The sequence below is a fragment of the Rhodococcus sp. 2H158 genome (assembly GCF_053764755.1).
The window spans coordinates 24689-44763 of sequence record NZ_JBSNCE010000027.1 but is presented as its reverse complement, the minus strand read 5'-3'; the positions used below and the strand labels follow the sequence as shown (position 1 = coordinate 44763).

At 73.3% G+C, this 20075-nt stretch carries 2 protein-coding genes; both read right to left on the bottom strand.

The features are described 5' to 3' along the window. Window positions 1–43: 43 nt before the first annotated feature. Entirely contained in the window at window positions 44–13711 is a 13668-nt protein-coding gene (locus ACWPOB_RS22875; RefSeq protein WP_455402229.1) for an amino acid adenylation domain-containing protein, read from the bottom strand. A gap of 215 nt (window positions 13712–13926) precedes the next feature. Further along, complete coding sequence (locus tag ACWPOB_RS22870) at window positions 13927–19737, bottom strand: amino acid adenylation domain-containing protein (protein ID WP_455402242.1); 5811 nt, start codon at window positions 19735–19737, stop codon at window positions 13927–13929. Window positions 19738–20075: the final 338 nt, after the last annotated feature.

Genomic DNA, 20075 nt, shown 5'->3' with positions numbered 1-20075 from the left:
CTGCGGCGCAGCATGTACTGAATCGACAGCACGCGGACGAACGTTACCTTGCGGACGGCGGGCCAGAAACCTCACTGTTCACATCCGTCACATCGATCGCGTCACGATCCAACGCCGGCACGATCACGTCGAGGGCGGGGGGATCCATCATCGCGCCGTGCGCGCCGGGCACGAACCGGTTCCGGACCCGGCCGGACACGTACGGGGCCCACAGGCCTGCCGCGTCCGCCTCCGTCGGGTGCTCGTCCCGCGCGCTGAAGAAGTCGACGTCGCCGGCGAAGAGCCCCGGTTCGTGCCGGTTGATCAGCTCCGGGGAGAGCACCGCCGCGGCGAAGATGCGCTGCACCCGCGGCGCGTCGAGTTCGATCAGCTCCCGCGGCACCGCGGCGGCCACAGCGTTCGCCGCCTCCGCCGGCAAACCGTCGCGCAGCGCGTCCGGATCCGCGTCCACTCCGAGACTGCGGAGATTCTCGGCGAACTCGGCGCCGAAGCGGTCCGTGTCGATCCGCGGGACGCAGTCGAGCATCGCGAGGTGCTCGACCCGGGCGCCGCGGGCCTGCAACTCCACCGCCACCGCGTGGGCGAGCACCCCACCGAGCGACCAGCCGGCCAACCGGTACGGCCCCTCGGGACGGACCCGCGCGATCTCGTCGGCGTATCGCCGCGCGAGCGCCTCGATCGACGCCGGGACGAATCCCGGGTCCGCGAGCGCCGGCGTCTGCAGCCCGAAGACCGGCCGGCCGGGAGCGAGCCGCGCGGCCAGGGGCGCATAGGGCCAGGCCAGGCCGATCATCGGATGGATACAGAACAGCGGGGTCACGTCGGGCTCGCCGACGCGCAACGGCAGGACCACGGCGAGCGCCGCGTCCCCGCCGGCGTCGTCGCCCCCGATCCGTGAGACGAACGACTCCACCGTCGGCGCCGCGAGCAACCACGGCACCCGCACCTCCACCCCGAGCGCGTCCCGCAGGCGCGCGACGACCTGCGTCGCCACCAGGGAGTTGCCACCGAGTTCGAAGAAGTCGTCGTCGAGCCCGACCCGGTCGAGGCCGAGCACCTCGGCGAACATGCCCGCGACGACCCGCTGCGCATCGGTCTCCGGGGCCCGGTACGGCCGCGTGGCCGTGTCCGGTTCCGGCAACGCATCACGGTCGAGCTTGCCCACCGGCGTGAGCGGTACCTCGTCGAGGGCAACGATCGCCGACGGCACCATGTGTCCCGGCAGCGCCCTCGCCGCCGAGGCCAGCAACGCGGCGGTGTCGACGGTCGCCGACGGCCGCGACGTCACGTACGAGACCAACCGCACGACGCCCGCCCCCGAGGTCCGTCCGACGGTGACGGCGAAGTCGACCGACGGATCGCGGCGGAGCACGGCGTCGATCTCCCCGAGTTCGATCCGGAAGCCGCGGACCTTCACCTGGAAGTCCGACCGGCCCACGTACTCGATCTCGCCCGCCTCGGTCCATCGCACGATGTCGCCGGTGCGGTAGAGGCGGCTGCCGGTGCCGTACGGATCGGCGACGAACCGGGACGCGGTCAGCGCCGGCCGGGCGTGGTAGCCCCGCGCCAGCTGGACGCCGGACAGATACAGCTCGCCCGCCACCCCGACCGGCACGGGCCGGAGCCGGTCGTCGAGGACGAGCGAGCGCGTGCCCCGGAGCGGCCCGCCGATGGTGAGTGGCCCGCCGGGGGTCAGCGGATCGCTGATGTTGGTCATGACGGTGGTCTCGGTGGGCCCGTATCCGTTGTGGAACGCCCGGCCCGGCGCCCATCGCGCGACGAGCTCCGGTGGGCAGGCCTCACCACCGACCACGACGGTCCGCAGGTCGTCGAGGCCCTCGGGATCGACCGACGCCAGTGCCGCGGGCGTCACGAATGCGTGGGTGACGCGTTCGTCCCGCAGCAGTTCCGCCAGGTCCGCGCCGCCGTAGACGGTAGGCGGTGCGATCACCAGCGTGGCCCCGGGCGCGACCGCGAGCAGCAGTTCGAGCACCGAGGCGTCGAAGCTCGGCGACGCGAAGTGCAGCGCCCGGGTGTCCGGTCCGAGTCCGTAACGATCGCGCTGTTCGGCGGCGAAGTTGGCCAGACCGGTGTGGGTGACGACCACGCCCTTCGGCAGCCCGGTCGAGCCGGAGGTGTAGATGACGTAGGCGGGGTTGTCCACATGCAGCGGACGCGCCCGGTCACGGTCCGTCACCGGCGCGGGCGACAGCGCGGCGAGTTCGGACTCGACCTCCTCGTCGTCGAGCACCACCCACGGGATCGTGTCGGGCAGGCCGGTGCGTTCGGCGACGACCGTCAGTCCTGCCCGCGCCCCCGAGTCGGTGACCATGTGCACGACCCGGTCGACCGGGTAGCCGGGATCGACCGGCACGTACGCGGCGCCGGTCTTCGCGACCGCCCACACCGAGATCACGGACTCGAAGGACCGGGTCAGCCCCACGGCCACGACGTCCTCGGGCCCGACGCCGCGGGCGATGAGCAGACGCGCGAGCCGCGACGAGCGGGCGTCGAGGTCGGCGTAGGTCAGCTCGCGACCCCGGTACGACAGCGCGGTGGACTGCGGGTCGCGGGTGGCGGCCGCGGCCAGCAGGTCGGCCAGGGGCACGGCCGGTTCCGCCGGGCGCCCGGTCCGTCGGACGAGATCGTCGCGCTCGGTGTCGCCCAGGATCTCGAGCCGCCCGGTCGTGCCGGCCGTCCCGGCGACGAGGCCGCCGAGCACCCGGAGGTAGCGCTGCGCGAGGTTCTGCACGGCGGAGGCCGTGAAGGCGTCCCGGCGGTACTTGAACCCGAAGGCCAGCGACTCCTCGGCCGTGGCCACCACCGTGAGCGGATAGTGGGTCGCGTCCCGGGTGTTCACGCCGGCGACGGTCATGCCGTCGATCGAGCTGGCCTGTTCGAGGCCGCTCCGGTCGATCGGATAGGACTCGTACACGAGCAGGGTGTCGAACAACGCGCCGGTCCCCGCGAGCTGCTGGATCTCCGCCAGCCCGATGTGGTGGTGGTCGAGCAGGTCGGCCTGCTCGGCCTGCAGGGCACGCAGCGTCGCGTCGACCGCCATGTCCGGGTCGAGGCGGACGCGCACCGGAATCGTGTTGATGAACAACCCGACCATCGACTCGACACCCTCGAGCCCGCCGGGCCGGCCGGAGACGGTGGTTCCGAACACCACGTCGTCGCGGCCGGTGGAGCGGGCCACCAGCACGGCCCAGGCCGCTTGGAGAACGGTGTTGACGGTGACGCCGAGCCGGCTCGCGTATTCGGTCAGCGCGGCGGTGGTGCAGGCGTCGATCGCGACGCGGTGCTCCGCGCCGCCCACGGCTCCCGCCTCACCGTCACCGAGCACCTCGGCGAGCATGGCCGGCTCCTCGAGGCCGGCCAGCGCGTCCGCCCAGGCCCGGCGGGACCGGTCGTGGTCACGCGCGGCCAACCACTCCAGGTAGGTGCGATACGCGGGCACCCGCGGCAGGATCGTCGCATCGGCGTCGGTCGCATAGAGGGTGAGCAGGTCCTTCAGCAGCAGCGGCATCGACCACCCGTCGAGCAGGATGTGGTGGCTGCTGACGGCCAGCGTCCACGCGTCCGGGGCGGTGCGCACGACGAGGAAACGGATCAGCGGCGGTGCGGCCATGTCGAACGGGACGTCCTGGTCCGCCCGCACCATCGTCTCCAGGTCGGAGCCGTCCACGCCGACGGCGTCGACCTCGCGCCACGGCAGGGAGACGTCGTCGAGTACCAGCTGTACCGGCTCGCCGGACTCGCCGGCGACGAACGCCGTGCGCAGGTTGGGATGCCGCTCGAGCAGTGCCTCCGCCGCCCGGCGCAGCCGGGCCACGTCGACCCGGCCCGCGAGGTGGAGCAGCACCTGGGTGGTGTAGACGTCGGGCCGGCCGTCGGCGAGCATCGCGTGGAAGAGCAGACCGGACTGCAGCGGGGCGAGCGGCCACACGTCGACCAGGGCGGGGTACCGCGTCTCCCACGTGTCGAGGTCGCTCTGGCCGACGTGCACGAGGGGGACGTCGGACGGCGTCAGGCCGCCCGCGTCGGGTCGGGCGGCGTGGGCGGCGAGCGCCTCCAGGGCGCGCACCCACAGCTGCGCGAGTTCCTCGACGTCGCCGCGGTCGAGCAGACCGCTCGCGTATCCGAAGTTCGCGCCGAGCCGGCCGCCGATCACGACGGCGTTGATGTCGACCGTGGCCATCGCGGGCGCGTCGGCGTCGTCGCGACCCGACAGGTCGCCGAGGTCCCCGGCGGGCAGCCAGCCGAGACCGGCCGCGCCCTCGGGGATCTCGCCGGCGTCGATCCGGCCGAGGTAGTTGAAGCTGATCTGCCCGGACGGCAGCGCCCGCAGCACGGGGCCGGCGGCCGGATCGAGATAGCGCAGCAGCCCGTAGCCGATGCCCTTGTCCGGAACGGCGCGCAGGTCTTCCTTGACGGCCTTGATCGCGGCGCCCGCGGCGCGGCCCCCGGCGAACGCGTCGTCGAGATCCACCCCGGACAGGTCGAGCCGGACCGGGTAGATGGTGGTGAACCAGCCGACGGTGCGGCCGAGGTCCGCGCCGGGGACGACCTCCTCCTCGCGGCCGTGCCCCTCGAGCCGGACCAGCGCCGACGGCTCGGCGACGCCCCGGTCGCGGCGCCACCGGGCGACGGCGAGTGCCAGCGCGGCGAGCAGTGCGTCGTTGACGCCTCCGTGGAACCGTGCGGGCAACGTCGTCAGCAACGCGTCGGTCGTCGCGGGATCGACCTGGATCCGCACCTTTTCCACCGTGGAAGCGAGGTCGACGGTGGGATCGAAGGGGCGCGCGCCGAGCATCGGATCGGGCCCGTCGACGATCGAGCGCCACAGCCCGAGTTCGGCCGAACGGGCCGGGACCGCGGTCTCGGCGAGGGCGTGCGCCCAGCGCCGGAACGACGTGCCGACCGGCTGGAGCTCCGGAGGTGCACCGTTCGACAGCTGCGCCCACGCCGTGACGAGGTCCGGGACGAGGATGCGCCAGGAGACGCCGTCGACGACGAGGTGGTGCGCGACGACGACGAGCCGCCCGGTGCGCGCCGCGCCCGGGTCGAGCCACACGAACTGCAGCACGACGCCCTCGGCCGGCCGCAGCCGCGACTCGGCCTCGTCGAGTGCCCGCGCGGCGAGGTCGGCGAGCGCCTGTTCGTCCGTCCCGGCCGCGACCTCGACGCGGGCGACGAGCGCGTCGACGTCGACGCTGCCCGGCGGCGTGGTCGACAGCTCCCAGTCACCGGAGTCGTTGCGGCGCAGCCGGGCCCGGAGCATGTCGTGGCGGTCGACGACGGCCGTGAGGGTTCCCACGACGCCGTCGCGGTCGATGCCGGCCGGCAGTTCCAGCGCGAGCGTCTGGGTGTAGCGATCGAATCGGCCGCCGCGTTCGACCATGAACCGGACGATCGGCGTCAACGGCATGTCGCCGACGCCGCCGCCGGGAAGCTCGGCCAGTGCGGGTGCCGCCGCCTCCGCACCGACGCGCGCGACCTCGGCGAGCCCGGCCACGGTCTTGCGTTCGAACACGTCGCGGGGGGTGAAGACCACACCGCGGGCCTTCGCCCGCGACACCAGCTGGATCGAGACGATGCTGTCGCCGCCGAGCGCGAAGAACGAGTCGTCGGCGCCGATCCGCTCCGCTCCCAGGACCTCCGCGAAGACCGCCGCGATCGCGACCTCGGTGGGGGTGCCGGGCGCACGGAACTTCTTGTCGCCCTTGAATATCGGGGCGGGGAGAGCCTTGCGGTCGAGCTTGCCGTTCGCGGTCAGCGGCAGCGTCTCGAGCACCACGATCGCGTCGGGAACCATGTATCCGGTGAGGAACCGGGCCACCGAGTCCAGGACCGTCGCGGGCTCGAGGTCGTGGCCCGCGCGCGGCACCACGTAGCCGACGAGGCGGTCACCGGTGCGTTCGTCGGTGCGCACGACCGCGACGGCCTGCGCCACACCGTCGACGCCGGTGAGAGCGGCCTCGATCTCCCCGAGTTCGATGCGGAAGCCGCGCAACTGGACCTGGGAGTCGCTGCGCCCGGCGTACTCGAGCTGCCCTCGCGCGTTCCAGCGGGCGATGTCGCCCGTCCGGTACATGCGGGTGCCGGGCGCGCCGAACGGGTCGGCGACGAACCGGCCGGAGGTGAGGTCGGCGCGTCCCAGGTAGCCGCGGGTGAGCTGCGCTCCGCGCACGTACATCTCCCCCGGCACGCCGACGGGAACGGGCTGCAGCCGCGCGTCGAGGACGTAGATGCCCAGCCCGGGGATGCCGCGGCCGATCACGCTCGCGGCGAGTCCCGCGTCGGCCGCGGCGAGCGGCAGGTGCGAGACGTGCACGGTGGTCTCGGTGATGCCGTACATGTTGACCAGACGCGGCGCGTCCTCGGCGTGCCGGGCGTACCAGCCGGCGAGCCGCCGCAGATCGAGCGCCTCACCACCGAAGATCACGTACCGCAGTGCCGGAAGGCCCGTCTCGCCGCCGCCGTGTTCCGCGGCCGCGCGGTCCGCCTCGGCGAGCTGGTAGAACGCCGACGGGGTCTGGTTGAGCACCGTCACCCGTTCCCGGGCCAGCAGGGCGCGGAAGTCCTCGGGCGAGCGCGAGGTGTAGTGGTCGACGACGACGAGCCGGCCACCGTAGAGCAGCGGTCCCCACAGTTCCCACACGGAGAAGTCGAACGCGTAGGAGTGGAACATCGTCCACACGTCCCGCTCGTCGAACTCGAAGGCGGGCCACGTGTTCTCGAACAGTTCGAGGACCGTCCGGTGCGGAACCTGCACGCCCTTGGGACGGCCGGTGGAGCCGGAGGTGTAGATGACGTACGCGAGGTTGTCGACGCGCAGCGGGGCCCGTCGTTCGTCGTCCCCGACCGGTGCGTCGGGGACCGCGGACAGATCGAGCGCCGACACGTCGATCACCTCGACGGCGGTGTCCGGCAGCGCCTCCCGATCGGTGCCGGAGACGAGCATGCAGACGGGAGCGGCGTCCGCGAGCATGAATTCGAGGCGGTCCGCCGGATACGTCAGATCCAACGGCAGGTAGGCACCGCCGGCCTGGAGCACGGCGAGGAGTCCGACGACGAGTTCCTCGGTGCGCGGCAGGGCCACGGCCACGAGGCTGTCCGGCCGCACGCCGCGGTCGATCAGGGTGCGGGCGAGGCGGTTCACGCGCGACGCCAGCTCCCCGTAGGTCAGGCTGCGGTCGCCGGCGGTGACGGCGACCGCGTCGGGGGTCCGGCCGGCCTGGGCCTGGAACCGGTCGACGAGCGTCTCGCCGGCGGCGCGGGTGCCCGGCGCGTTCCACGCCTCGAGCACGACGGCCCGCTCCTCGTCCGGCAGCAGCGGGATGTCCCCGACCACCGTGGCCGGATCGGCGGCCACCGCCGCGAGCACCCGGGTGAACCGCTGGGCGAAGGCCTCCACGGTGCCGGCGTCGAACAGGTCGGTCGCATAGGTCAGCGCCACGGACAGCCCGCCCGGCGCACCGTCCTCGGCGACCACGTCCGAGACGGTCACCTGCAGATCGAACTTCGCCTGGTCGAAGGCGAAGTCGACCGGTTCGACGGCCAGGCCCGGCAGTTCGAGGCGGGTGCGCGCCAGGTTCTGGAAGCTGAGCGCGATCTGGAACAGGGGGTGCCGCGCCTGGGACCGTTCCGGATCGAGGACCTCGACGATGCGCTCGAACGGCACGTCGGCATGCCCGAACGCCTCGAGGTCGGTCTCGCGGACGCGAGCGAGGAGGGCGGCGAACGTGTCGCCGGGCCCGATCGGGGTGCGCAGCACCAGGGTGTTGACGAACATGCCGATGACGTCGTCGAGTTCGGCCTCGCCACGCCCGGCGACGGGCGTACCGATCACGATGTCCTCGGTGCCGGACAGCCGCGCCAGCACGGTGGCCAGTGCCGCGTGGACGACCATGAACAGCGTGACGCCGTGCTCCCGGGCGAGGGCCGTCAGCGCCGCGTGCGTGCCGGCGTCCACGGAGAAGCCGGCGACGGCGCCGCGGTTCGACGCGACGGGCGGACGGGGCCGGTCCGCCGGCAGGTCGAGCTGGTCGGGGATCCCGGACAGCGTTCTGCGCCAGTAGCCGAGTTGCTGCGCGAGCACCGACCGGGGATCGTCCTCGGCGCCGAGAACCTCCCGCTGCCACAGCGCGTAGTCCGCGTACTGGATCGCCGGCGGCGCCCAGTCGGGTTCCCGTCCGGCGGCCCGTGCGGCGTAGGCGAGCATCACGTCGCGCGTGAGCGGCCCCATCGAGAATCCGTCGCCGCTGATGTGGTGCAGCACGACGACGAGCACGTGCTCCCGTTCGGACAGCCGGAACAGTGTCAGCCGCAGCGGGACTCCGGTGGTCACGTCGAATCCGGCACCGATCTCGGCGGCGATCGCGGCGGCGAGGTCGGCCTCGCTCACCGGCGTCGGCTCCAGCCCGGCGGCCGGATCCGCGGTGGGCAGGACGACCTGGCGCGCCACCCCGTCGACCTCCGGGTAGACCGTGCGCAGCGACTCGTGCCGGAACACCACGTCGTCGATCGCCGCCCGCAGCGCCCCGACGTCGAGGTCACCCCGGAGCCGGATGGCCAGCGGCAGGTTGTTCACCGCGGAGTCGGGGTCGAAGCGGTTGAGGAACCACATGCGCTGCTGGGCCAGGGACAGCGGGACGACCTCCGGTCGCGGCCGGGGGCGCAGGGCGACGCGTCCGGTCCGGCCGACCTCGGATTCGAGCCGGGCCGCGAGAGCCTCCACCTCGGGGGTCTCGAACAGCACGCGGACGGCCACCTTGGTGTCGAGCGCTGCGCCGAGCCGCGCCGCGACCTGGGTCGCGACGAGCGAGTTTCCGCCGAGGGTGAAGAAGTCGTCGTCGAGCCCGACGCGGGTGAGGCCGAGCACGTCGGCGAAGATGCCCGCGACGATCTCCTCGACGGGTGTGCGCGGCCCGCGGAACCCGCGGGTTTCGAACACCGGCTCCGGCAACGCCTTGCGGTCCAGCTTGCCGCTCGCGTTGAGGGGGAAGGCGTCGAGCGCGACGAGCGCCGACGGCACCATGTACGCGGGCAGGGTCTCCTTGACGGCGGCGAGCAGTTGCGCGCTCTCGACCGCCGTGCCCGGGGTGGGAACGACGTATCCGACGAGCTGCTCGCCGGTGGCCGTGGGCACGACGAGCGCCACGGCCTGACCGACCGTGGGCTGGGCGAGCAGAGCCGTCTCGATCTCGCCGAGCTCGATGCGCTGACCGCGGAACTTCACCTGGAAGTCGGTGCGGCCGATGTAGTCGAGGACGGGCTCTCCGCCGGCGGTGCGGCGCCACCGGACGAGGTCACCGGTGCGGTACATGCGAGCGCCGGGGGCGCCGACCGGGTCGGCGACGAAGCGATCCGCGGTGAGGTCCGGGCGGCCCACGTAGCCACGTGCGAGTTGCCCTCCGGCGAGGTACAACTCGCCGGGCACGCCGACCGGGACGGGGTGCAGCCGACCGTCGAGGACGTACACGCGCACGTTCCACTCGGGCACGCCGATGGGCACGCTCTGCCGCTCGTCACCGGCGGGCCAGTAGGTCACCGAGACCGCCGCCTCGGTCGGGCCGTACAGGTTGTGCACCGCGGCATCGCAGACGCGGCGGAACGCGTCGACGGTCTCGGGCGGCAGGGCTTCGCCGATCACGAACACGTGCCGCAGCGTCGAGCAGGTGCCGGCCGGCGCGTGGGCGGCGAACACGGTGAGCATCGAGGGCACGAAGTCGGTCAGCGTCACGCCGTGCCGGGCAATCGTCTCGGCGACGTACACGGGGTCGCGGTGACCGTCGTGGGTGGCGACGACGAGGGTGGCGCCGGCGCGCAGGGGCAGGAACCAGCCCCACAGCGACACGTCGAAGGTGGTGGCGGTCTTCTGCAGATAGACGTCGCCGCCGGTGATCTCGTACTCGTGGGCCATCCACTCGAGCTGGTTGACGATGGCCTCGTGCGAGACGCACACGCCCTTGGGGCGGCCCGTGGAACCGGACGTGAAGATCACGTAGGCGGGGGTGTCCGGGCGGATCGGACCGGCCAGTTCGCCGTCCCGGATCGGGTCGGGCGCGTAGCACTGCAGGTCGGGGTCGTCGACCAGGACGGGGGCGACCGTGCCGGGCAGGTCCGCCGCGTCCGCGCGGGTGCTCAGGACGCACACCGGCTGTGCCGTGGTCAGGATGTGCCCGATGCGCTCGGCCGGATGGTCGGGGTCGAGCGGGACGTAGGCGCCGCCGGCCGCGATGACCGCGTACAGCGCGACCGGGAGCTCGATCGAACGCCGGATCGCGAGGGCCACAAGGGTTTCAGGTCCGACACCGAGACCGACGAGGTGCCGGGCGAGCCGGTTGACGCGCGCATCGAACTCGGCGTAGGTGAGCGACTCGTCACCGAAGACGACGGCCACCGCGTCCGGGTGGCGGGCGACGGCGTCCCGGTACGCGGCGAGGAGCCCGGCCGCCCGGACCGGATGCACCGCACGGTCGTTGCCGGCGGCGAGGGCGCGGCGCTCGGCGGTGTCGAGGAGGTCGACGTCGCCCACCACGCGGCCGGCGTCGGCGGTGAGCGCCGCGAGCACCCGCATCAGGCGGCCGGCGAAATCCCGCACCGTGGACTCGTCGAAAAGGTCCGTGGCGTAGGTGAACTGCGCCGACATTCCGGCCGGCTTCCCGGCGTCCTCCCGCGGCGAGACGGTCAGCTGCAGATCGAACTTGGCGATGGCCCCGCCGAGGTCGACGGGCTCGATCTCGACGTCCGGCAGGGTCACCTCGGCACGGTCGAGGTTCTGGAAGAACAGCGCCACCTGGAACAGCGGGTGGTGCCCGGTCGACCGCACCGGATCGAGCACCTCCACGAGCCGCTCGAACGGCAGCTCCGCATTGTCGAACGCGGCGAGGTCGGTGTCCTTGACCCGGCCGAGCAGTTCGGCGAACGTGGCGTCCGGCTCGATGCGGGTGCGCAGCACGAGGGTGTTGACGAACATGCCGACGAGGTCGTCGAGCGCACGCTCGCCGCGGCCGGCGACGGGCGTGCCGATCGCGATGTCCGCGGTGCCCGACAGGCGCGACAGCAGCACCGCCAGCGCGGCGTGGACGACCATGAACGCGGACGTGCCGGTCGCCTGGGCGGTGGCCTCGACCGCCTCGTGCAGGGCGGCATCGACCTCGAAGTCGACGGTGGCGCCGCGGCCCGACGCCTCCACCGGGCGGGGCCGGTCGGTCGGCAGGTCGAGCCGATCCGGGAGGTCGGCGAGCGCGCCGCGCCAGAACTCGATCTCCCGCGCGGCCGGCGACGCGGGGTCGGACTCGTCACCGAGCACCGCGCGCTGCCAGAGGGCGTAGTCGGCGTACTGCACCGCGAGCGGTTCCCACGCGGGGGCCGTGCCGCCGGTGCGGGCGACATACGCGGTGACCAGGTCCCGCACGAACGGGGCGATGGACGCGCCGTCGGCGGCGATGTGGTGGACGACCACGACGAGGACGTGCTCGTCGTCGGCCGACCGCAGCAGTGCGACCCGCAGCGGCACCTCGACGGTCACGTCGAAGCCGGCCGTCGCGAGCCGGGCGACCGCTCCGGGGATCTCGTCGGGCGGCGTCGGCACCGGGTCGAGGGAGTGCGCCGCCTGCTCCGGCGGGAGGACCAGCTGGGACCCGACGCCGTCGTGTTCGGGATAGACGGTGCGCAGCACCTCGTGCCGGGCCACGACGTCGGCGAGGGCCCGGCGCAGGGCATCGACGTCGAGCCCGCCGCGGACGCGCAGTGCGACAGGGATGTTGTTCGCGGCCGACGCCGGATCGAACCGGTTGAGGAACCACATCCGCTGCTGCGCCAGCGACAGCGGGATCGGGTCGGGGCGCGGGCCGGCGACGAGCGATCGCTGCGCTCCTTCACCGACGGAGGGTTCGACGAGTGCGGCGAGACCCTCGACGGTGGACGCCTCGAACAGCAGCCGCGCGGGGACCCGGGTGGCGAGCCGTTCTCCGAGGCGGGCGGCCGCGCGGGTGGCGACGAGCGAGTTGCCACCGAGCTCGAAGAAGTCGTCGTCGAGGCCGGCCCGCTCGGTGCCGAGCAGCTCCGTGAACACCTCCGCCACCGCCTGTTCCGCGACGGAGCGGGGAGCGCGGTACTCGTGGGTGGGCAGCTCCGGCTCGGGCAGGGCCGCCCGGTCGAGCTTGCCGACCGGCGTCAGGGGGATCCGGTCGAGCGGCACGATCACGGTCGGCACCATGTGCGCCGGCAGCCGACGGGCGACGAACTCGGTCAGCGCGTCGGGGTCGACGACCGCACCCGGTACGGGGTGGACGTACGACACCAGCCGGGCCTCCCCCGACGGGGTCGGCCGTCCCACCGTGACGGCGAAGTCGGCATCGGGGTGTGCGGCCAGCGCGGCGTCGATCTCGCCGAGTTCGATGCGGAATCCGCGGATCTTGACCTGGAAGTCGTTGCGCCCCGCGTAGATCAGGCCGGTCTCGCCCGATCGGACGAGGTCACCGGTCCGGTACAGGCGGGTACCGCCGGGCCCGGCGACGAACCGCTCGGCCGTCAGCGCGGTGCGGCGGTGGTAGCCGCGGGCGAGGCCGGGTCCTTCGAGATACAGCTCCCCCACGACACCGGCCGGGACGGGATTGAGGCGCTCGTCCAGCACGTGCGCGGTCATCCCGCGGACGGCCCGGCCGATGGTGACCTGCTCGCCGGGCTGCAGCGCGTGCGAGATGTTCGTCATGATCGTGGTCTCGGTGGGGCCGTAGCCGTTGAAGAAGCGGCGACCGGGCGCCCATCGCGCGACCAGGTCGGGTGGGCACGCCTCGCCGCCCACGATCACCACGCCGAGGGTGTCCAGCCCGGCGGGGTCGACGGACGCCAGGGCGGCGGGCGTGACGAAGGCGTGGGTGACCCGCCGGCTGCGCAGCAGTTCGGCGAGGTCCGCGCCGCCGTACACGGACGGTGGGGCGATCACCATGGTGGCGCCCGCGCCGACGGCGAGCAGCAGCTCGAGGACGGAGGCGTCGAAGCTGGGCGAGGCGAAGTGCAGGGTCCGCGAGCCGGGGGTCAGCGTGTACCGCTCGACCTGCTCGGCGCAGAAGCCCTCGAGACCGGTGTGGGTGACGACCACGCCCTTGGGCCGGCCCGTGGAACCGGAGGTGTAGATCACGTAGGCCGGATGCTCCGCCCGCAGCGTCCGGACCCGGTCGTCGAGCGCGACGGGCGCTGCGGACTGCTCGTCGAGGGCGGTGCGGGTCTCGGCGGAATCGAGGGCGATCCAGGGCACGGAGCCGGGCAGGCCGGGCACCGAGGCCGCGAGGGTCAGACCGGCCCGGGCCCCCGAGTCGTCGATCATGTGCCGGACGCGGTCGTCCGGATAGTTCGGGTCGACGGGCACGAAGGCGGCGCCGGTCTTGGCGACGGCCCACACCGACAGCACCGACTCGATCGAGCGGGGTACGGCGACCGCCACCACATCCTCCGGGCCGATCCCCCGCCGGATGAGCAGCCGCGCCAGCCGAGAGGAGGCCGAGTCGAGCTCGCCGTAGCTCAGGGTGCGGTCCTCGAACACCACGGCGGGTGCGCCGGGGTCCCGTTCGACCGCGGCGGCCAGGAGCTGGGGCAGAAGGGCGACGCGGGGTCCGCGCCGGCGTGTGGGCCGCTGCCGGACCGGCCGGCGGCTGTGTGATTCGTCCGGTCGTCGGTCCCCCGAACCGTCGACACTCATCCCCGCGTGCTCCGTCGCCGGTCGTCCTGCGCGTGCACTCCAGGCATCATCCACCTCGCGTATCCCTCATCGTCCCAGCCGCTGCCCTCTGCACACGACAGTGCAGGGTGGCACGCGCCAGCCCCATTAGACCATCGGGGCGTCGGGCGCTTCGTTACGGCCGAAACCGGGCGGTCGACCGCGGATCACCCGCCGCGGTCGCCGGAGGATACGGGTCAGCGGGCGCCCCCGATCCAGCGGTCCAGCACCGGACCGATCCGGGCGAGGGCTTCCTGCGACGTCATCTTCCAGTGGGTGGCCTGGACCGATTCGACCGCCAGCGTGCCGGTGACGTGGGCCCGCCACTGCTGCGCGGCGCGGGCGGCCGAGGTTCCGTCCTCCCCCGCGGCGAAGAACAGCAGATCACCGTCGTATCGGGCGGGCCGGTGCTCGCCGAGCAGCCGGTAGGACAGGCGCACGCCCTCGAAGAGGCGTTCGAGCCGGGGCAGGGACAGCGCGTCGAACGGGGCCGGCAGGTCGGCGACCAGCTCCAGTGCCCGCTCGGGGGTGAACTCCGCCAGGTCGACGTCGGCCCCGACGTCGGTTCCGATCGCGCCGAGCAGGTCTGCGACGGTGACCGCGGAGGGGACAGTCCCGGTCGGCGCGGTGGGCGGATGCGCGTCGAGCAGGGCGAGGGTGGCGACCTCGTCACCGTCGGCGCGCAGGCGGACCGCGACGGCGTGGGCGAGGATGCCGCCCAGCGACCAGCCGACCAGGTGGTACGGACCGGCCGGCTGGACATGCCGGATCCGGGCCGCATAGTCGGCCGCCCACGCGTCGATGCTCTCGGGCAGCGGTTCGTCGTCGCGCAGGGCCGGGGACTGCAGTCCGTAGAGGGGACGCTCGGGGTCGAGGTGGCGGGCCAGGCCGGCGAAACTCCACGACAGACCGATCACCGGGTGGATGCAGAACACCGGTTCGGCGGAACCGCCCGGGCGCAGGGGCAGCACCGCGTCGAACCCTGCGGTGGGATCGGCCGGACCGGGGTCGCCGGCGGAGGCCTCGATCCGGGCGGCGAGGGCTTCGACGGTGGGCGTGAGGAACAGCCACTGCAGCGACACCGGCAGGCTCGTGCGCTCGCGCAGCCGGGCGATCACCCGCACGGCGCTGAGGGAGTTCCCCCCGAGGTCGAAGAAGTCGTCGTCGAGGCCGACCGGGAACGCCCCGGTGTCGGTTCCCCCCGCCGGCGCGAGGACCTCCCGATATGCGGCGGCGACCTCCGTCTCGAGCGGAGTGCGCGGCGGGCGGTGGCTCCGCGGGGCGATCACCGGCTCGGGGAGTGCCGCGCGGTCGAGCTTGCCGTGCGGGTTGAGCGGCAACGCGTCGAGGGTGACGAAGCCGGCGGGCACCATGTAGGAGGGCAGGGTCTCGGCCAGCGCGGCGCGCAGCCGGGCCACGTCCACCGGCCCGGCGGCCGGGACCAGGAAGGCCACCAGCCGGTCCCCGCCGTGGACGGTGACCGCGGCGTCGCGGATCGCCGGAAGGGCGCGCAGCGCGGCCTCGATCTCCCCGAGTTCGATCCGGAACCCGTGCACCTTGACCTGGAAGTCGGCGCGCTCGAGGTATTCCAGGGTGCCGCGGCCGGGGTCGTCACCGTCGACGCGCCAGCGCACCACGTCCCCGGTGCGGTAGAGGCGTGAGCCGGGCGCACCGAACGGGTTGGCGACGAACCGCTCCGCGGTCAGGCCGGGGCGGCCCAGGTACCCGCGGGCGAGCTGCACCCCGGCGAGGTACAGTTCGCCGGCCACGCCCGGCGGCACGGGGTGCATCCGCTCGTCGAGGACGAACGTCTGGGTGTTGGGGATGGGGTCGCCGATCGGCACCGACGTGTGCGCGAGTGCGGTGACCGCGTGCGCCGTCACGGAGACGGCCGCCTCCGTCGGGCCGTACAGGTTCACCAGGTCCGCGTTCGAGGCGCCGAGCGCGCGCTCCGCCGTCGGGGTGGGCAGCACCTCGCCGATGGCGAGGACGCGGCGCAGGGTGTCGGGCAGCTCGCCGGCCGAGTCCTCGAGCAGCGCCTCGAGCATCGACGGCACCACGTGCAGGGTCGTGACCTTCTCCCGGCGGATCAGGTCGTTGAGGTAGGACGGGTCGCGGTGCCCGTCGTGGGCGGCGATCACCAGGCGGGCCCCGCAGGTGAGCGCCGACCAGAACTCCCACACCGACAGGTCGAAGGTCGCGGCGGTCTTGAGCAGTACCGCGTCGTCGGGGCCGAGCTCGTAGTGCGCCCGCTTCCAGGCGATCTGGTTGACGATCGCCTCGTGTGGCACGGCCACGCCCTTCGGGCGTCCGGTCGATCCGGAGGTGTAGATGACGTAGGCGGTGTTCGCGGCGCGCAGCGGTGCCCGCCGGTCCGCGTCACCGAGCGGCGCGGGATCGACGTCGCTCAGGTCGAGGCGGTCGACGTCGAGCACCGTCCGCCCTGCCAGCGCGTCGACCCGGTCGGCGGTGGTCGACAGCACGCACTGCGGGGCCGCGGCGCCGAGGATGTACTCGTTGCGGGCCGCGGGGTGGTCGGGGTCCAGCGGCAGGTAGGCGCCGCCGGCCTTGGCGACGGCGTACATCGCCACCACGAGGTCGACCGAACGCCGGATGCACAGGGCCACCGTGGATTCCGGTCCCACTCCCTGCGCTACGAGGTGACGGGCGAGCCGGGTGACGCGCTCGTCGAACTCCCGGTAGGTGAGGCTGCCGCCGCGGAACACCAGCGCGGGTGCGTCCGGGGTGGCCGCGACCTGCTCGTCGAACAGGTCGACGAGGGTCCGGCCGACGGTGAGGTCGGCCTGTTCGGCCTCCCATGCCCGCATCATCCCGGCGAGTTCCGTGGCGTCGTGCAGATCGATGTCGCCGACGACGGTGTCGGGTTCGGCGACGATCGCCCGCAGAATCCGCAGATACCGGTCGAGCATGCGCTGGATCGACGGCGCGTCGAACAGGTCGGTGGCGTAACCGAACTCGACGTCGAAACCGCCCGGACCGCCGCCCGCACCGTGATCGACCACCGTGACGTGGAGATCGAAACGCGCTGCGTACGAACCGCTCTCGACCGGTGCGATCCGCAGATCCGGCAGCTCGAGGGCGTCGCGGGCGAAGTTCTGGTACGAGAACCCGACCTGGAAGAGGGGATGGCGCGCGGTGGACCGGACCGGGTCGAGCACCTCGACGAGGCGTTCGAAGGGCACGTCGGCGTGCGCGAACGCCTGCAGATCGGTGTCGCGGACCTGCCCGAGCAGCGTCGTGAACGACGCGGCGACGTCGACGTCCGTCCGCAGGGCGAGCATGTTGACGAACATGCCGATCAGGCCGTCGAGTTCGGGGGCCGTGCGTCCCGCGACGGGGGTGCCGACGACCACGTCGTGGGTGTTCGACACCCGCGCGAGCAGCACCGCGAGGACCGCGTGCAGCACCATGAACGGGGTCACGCCGTGCTCGCGCGCGAGAGCCGCGATCGCGTCGCGGGCGGCCTCGTCGACCTGCGCCGAGACCCGTTCGCCCGCATGGCCGATGACCGCGGGGCGCGGCCGGTCGGTGGCGAGCTCGAGGTGCTCGGGGATGCCGGCGAGCGCACGCCGCCAGTAGGCCAGCTGCCGGGCCGTCCCGGACCGGGGATCGTCCTCGTCGCCCAGGGCGTCGAGTTGCCACAGCGTGTAGTCGGCGTACTGGACGGGCAGGGGCTCCCACGACGGTTCCCGTCCCGCCGACCGGGCAGTGTAGGCGGTGACGAGGTCCCGGACGAGCGGCCCCAGCGACGAGCCGTCGCCGGCGATGTGGTGGAGGACCACGGCGAGCACGTGCTCGTCGTCGGCGATCCGGAAGAGCCGGGCGCGGACGGGAACCTCGCCGGTGACGTCGAAGCGCCTGCCCGCGAAGCCGGCGAGGCGGGCCGGGGCGTCGGAGTCGGTCGCGTCCTCCGGCCCGAGGTCGAGCGGAACGTCGCCGACGGCGAGGATGCGCTGCTCGCCGACGCCGTCGACCTCGGGGTACACCGTCCGGAGCGTCTCGTGCCGCGCGACGACGTCCCGCACGGCCGCGCGCATCGCGTCGACGTCGAGCCTGCCGGACAGCCGCACGGCGAGCGGGATGTTGAACACCGCCGAGTCCGGATCGAGGCGGTTGAGGAACCACATGCGCTGCTGCGCGGGAGAGAGCGGGATCCGGTCGGGTCGCGGGCGCCGCGGCAGCAGGCCGCGGACGGCCGCCGGCGCGGCCTCGACCCGGGCCGCGAGCGACGCGACCGTGGTGGCGTCGAACAGGTCGGCGGCGGAGACGGTGACGTCGAGCGCCGCCCTGATCCGGCCGATCACGCGAGTGGCGAGCAGCGAGTTGCCGCCCAGGTCGAAGAAGTCGTCGTCGACCGAGACCCGCGGCACCCCGAGCACGTCGGCGAACGCCTCCGCGACGGCCATCTCCGCGACGGTGGCCGGCGCCCGGTACGGGGCCGACGCGATCTCGGGCTCGGGCAGGGCCGCGCGGTCGAGCTTGCCCACCGGTGTCAACGGGATGGTCTCCAGCGCGATCACCGACGACGGAATCATGTGCGACGGAAGCCGTTCGGCGACGAAGGCCGTGAGCTCGGCGGCGTCGATCGCGGAACCGGGGGCGGCGTGCACGTAGGTGACGAGACGGGTGTCCCCCGTCGCGCCCTGGTGACCGACGGTGGCGGCGAAGTCGACCGTGGAGTGTGCGGCGAATGCCGCATCGATCTCACCGAGCTCGATGCGGAAGCCGCGCACCTTGACCTGGAAGTCGTTCCGGCCCAGATACGAGATGCCCTCGCGGGCCGAGCGCGGGGACCGCACCAGGTCACCGGTGCGGTACCGTCGGTCGCCACCGGGCGCGGCGACGAACCGCGCGGCCGTCAGTCCGGGGCGATCGTGATAGCCGCGGGCGAGGCCGGGCCCGGTCAGGTACAGCTCGCCGGCCGTGCCCGCCGGCACGGGCCGAAGGCGGGAATCGAGGACCTCGGCGGCGACTCCGCGAATCGGCCGGCCGATCGTGACGGGTTCGCCGGGCCGTAGCGGCCCGGAGATGTTCGTCATGATCGTGGTCTCCGTGGGGCCGTACCCGTTGTGGAACCGGCGGCCGGGCGCCCAGCGCGCCACCAGGTCCGGCGGGCACGCCTCGCCGCCGACCACCACCACACCGAGGTCGTCCAGGCCGGCGGGATCCACCGAGGCGAGGGCCGCCGGGGTCACGAAGGCGTGCGTGACCCGTTCGCTGCGCAGCAGTTCGGCCAGCTCGTCGCCGCCGTACACGGAGGGCGGGGCGACGACCATCGTCGCCCCGGCGCCGACGGCGAGCAACAGCTCGAGCACCGACGCGTCGAAGCTGGGGGACGCGAAGTGCAGGGTGCGGGCGCCGGGGGTGAGGTGGTAGCGCTCGACCTGCTCGGCGCAGAAGGCGGCGAGCCCGGCCTGGGTGACCACGACGCCCTTCGGCTGTCCCGTGGAGCCCGAGGTGTAGATGACGTAGGCGGGATGGTCGTGGCGCAGCGGCCGCACGCGGTCGACGAAGGCGAGCGGGTCGGCCGGGCAGGCGTCGAGTTCCTTCCGGATCTCGGCGCCGTCCAGGACGACGGTGTCGAACCCCTCGGGGACGACGTGCCGGTGCCCGGTCACCGTGAGGGCGAGGCGGGCGTTCGAGTCCGACAGCATGTAGCGGACCCGATCGGCCGGGTAGCGGGGGTCCACCGGGACGAACGCCGCGCCCGCCTTGGCGACCGCCCAGACGGCGAGAACGGACCGGATCGAGCGGGTGAGCAGCACCGCGACGCGGTCCTCGGGGCCGATTCCCCGAGCGATGAGCAGGCGGGCGAGCCGGGACGATTCGGCGTCGGCGTCGCGGTAGGTGAGGGTGCGTCCCTCCGACGTGAGGGCCGGCGCGTCGGGATCGCGTTCGACGGCGGCCGACAGCAGGTGCGGCAGCAGTGCCGTGGGCGTCCGGCGGCGCGAACCGCGGAGACGTCCGCGGACGGTTCGGTCGATCACCTTCATCGGCTCTCCCCTCCGAATTCCGGAGCCGTTGCGCGCGTGCGTATCCCGGCTCCGTTCACCGCCGGGGTGTCAAGAACTACGGCGACGCCCGCCCTCCCCCGGCGGTCGCCGCTCCACTGCGCCTCGCGCACCGGAACCCCGACGATTCCCGGCGCTAGAGCACTTCGCCACCATTCCACACGAAAACAAACCGTGCCACCTGTACGTATGTCCGGAAACTAAGTTACCGACGGGTAGACCGGCATTCCGGACAGGAGCCGCCGGCCCGTCGTGAGCGTCGGCGCGGCCCGGACGCGACGTTCGTCGCGCGACACAGGGCCGCCCCGCACGGG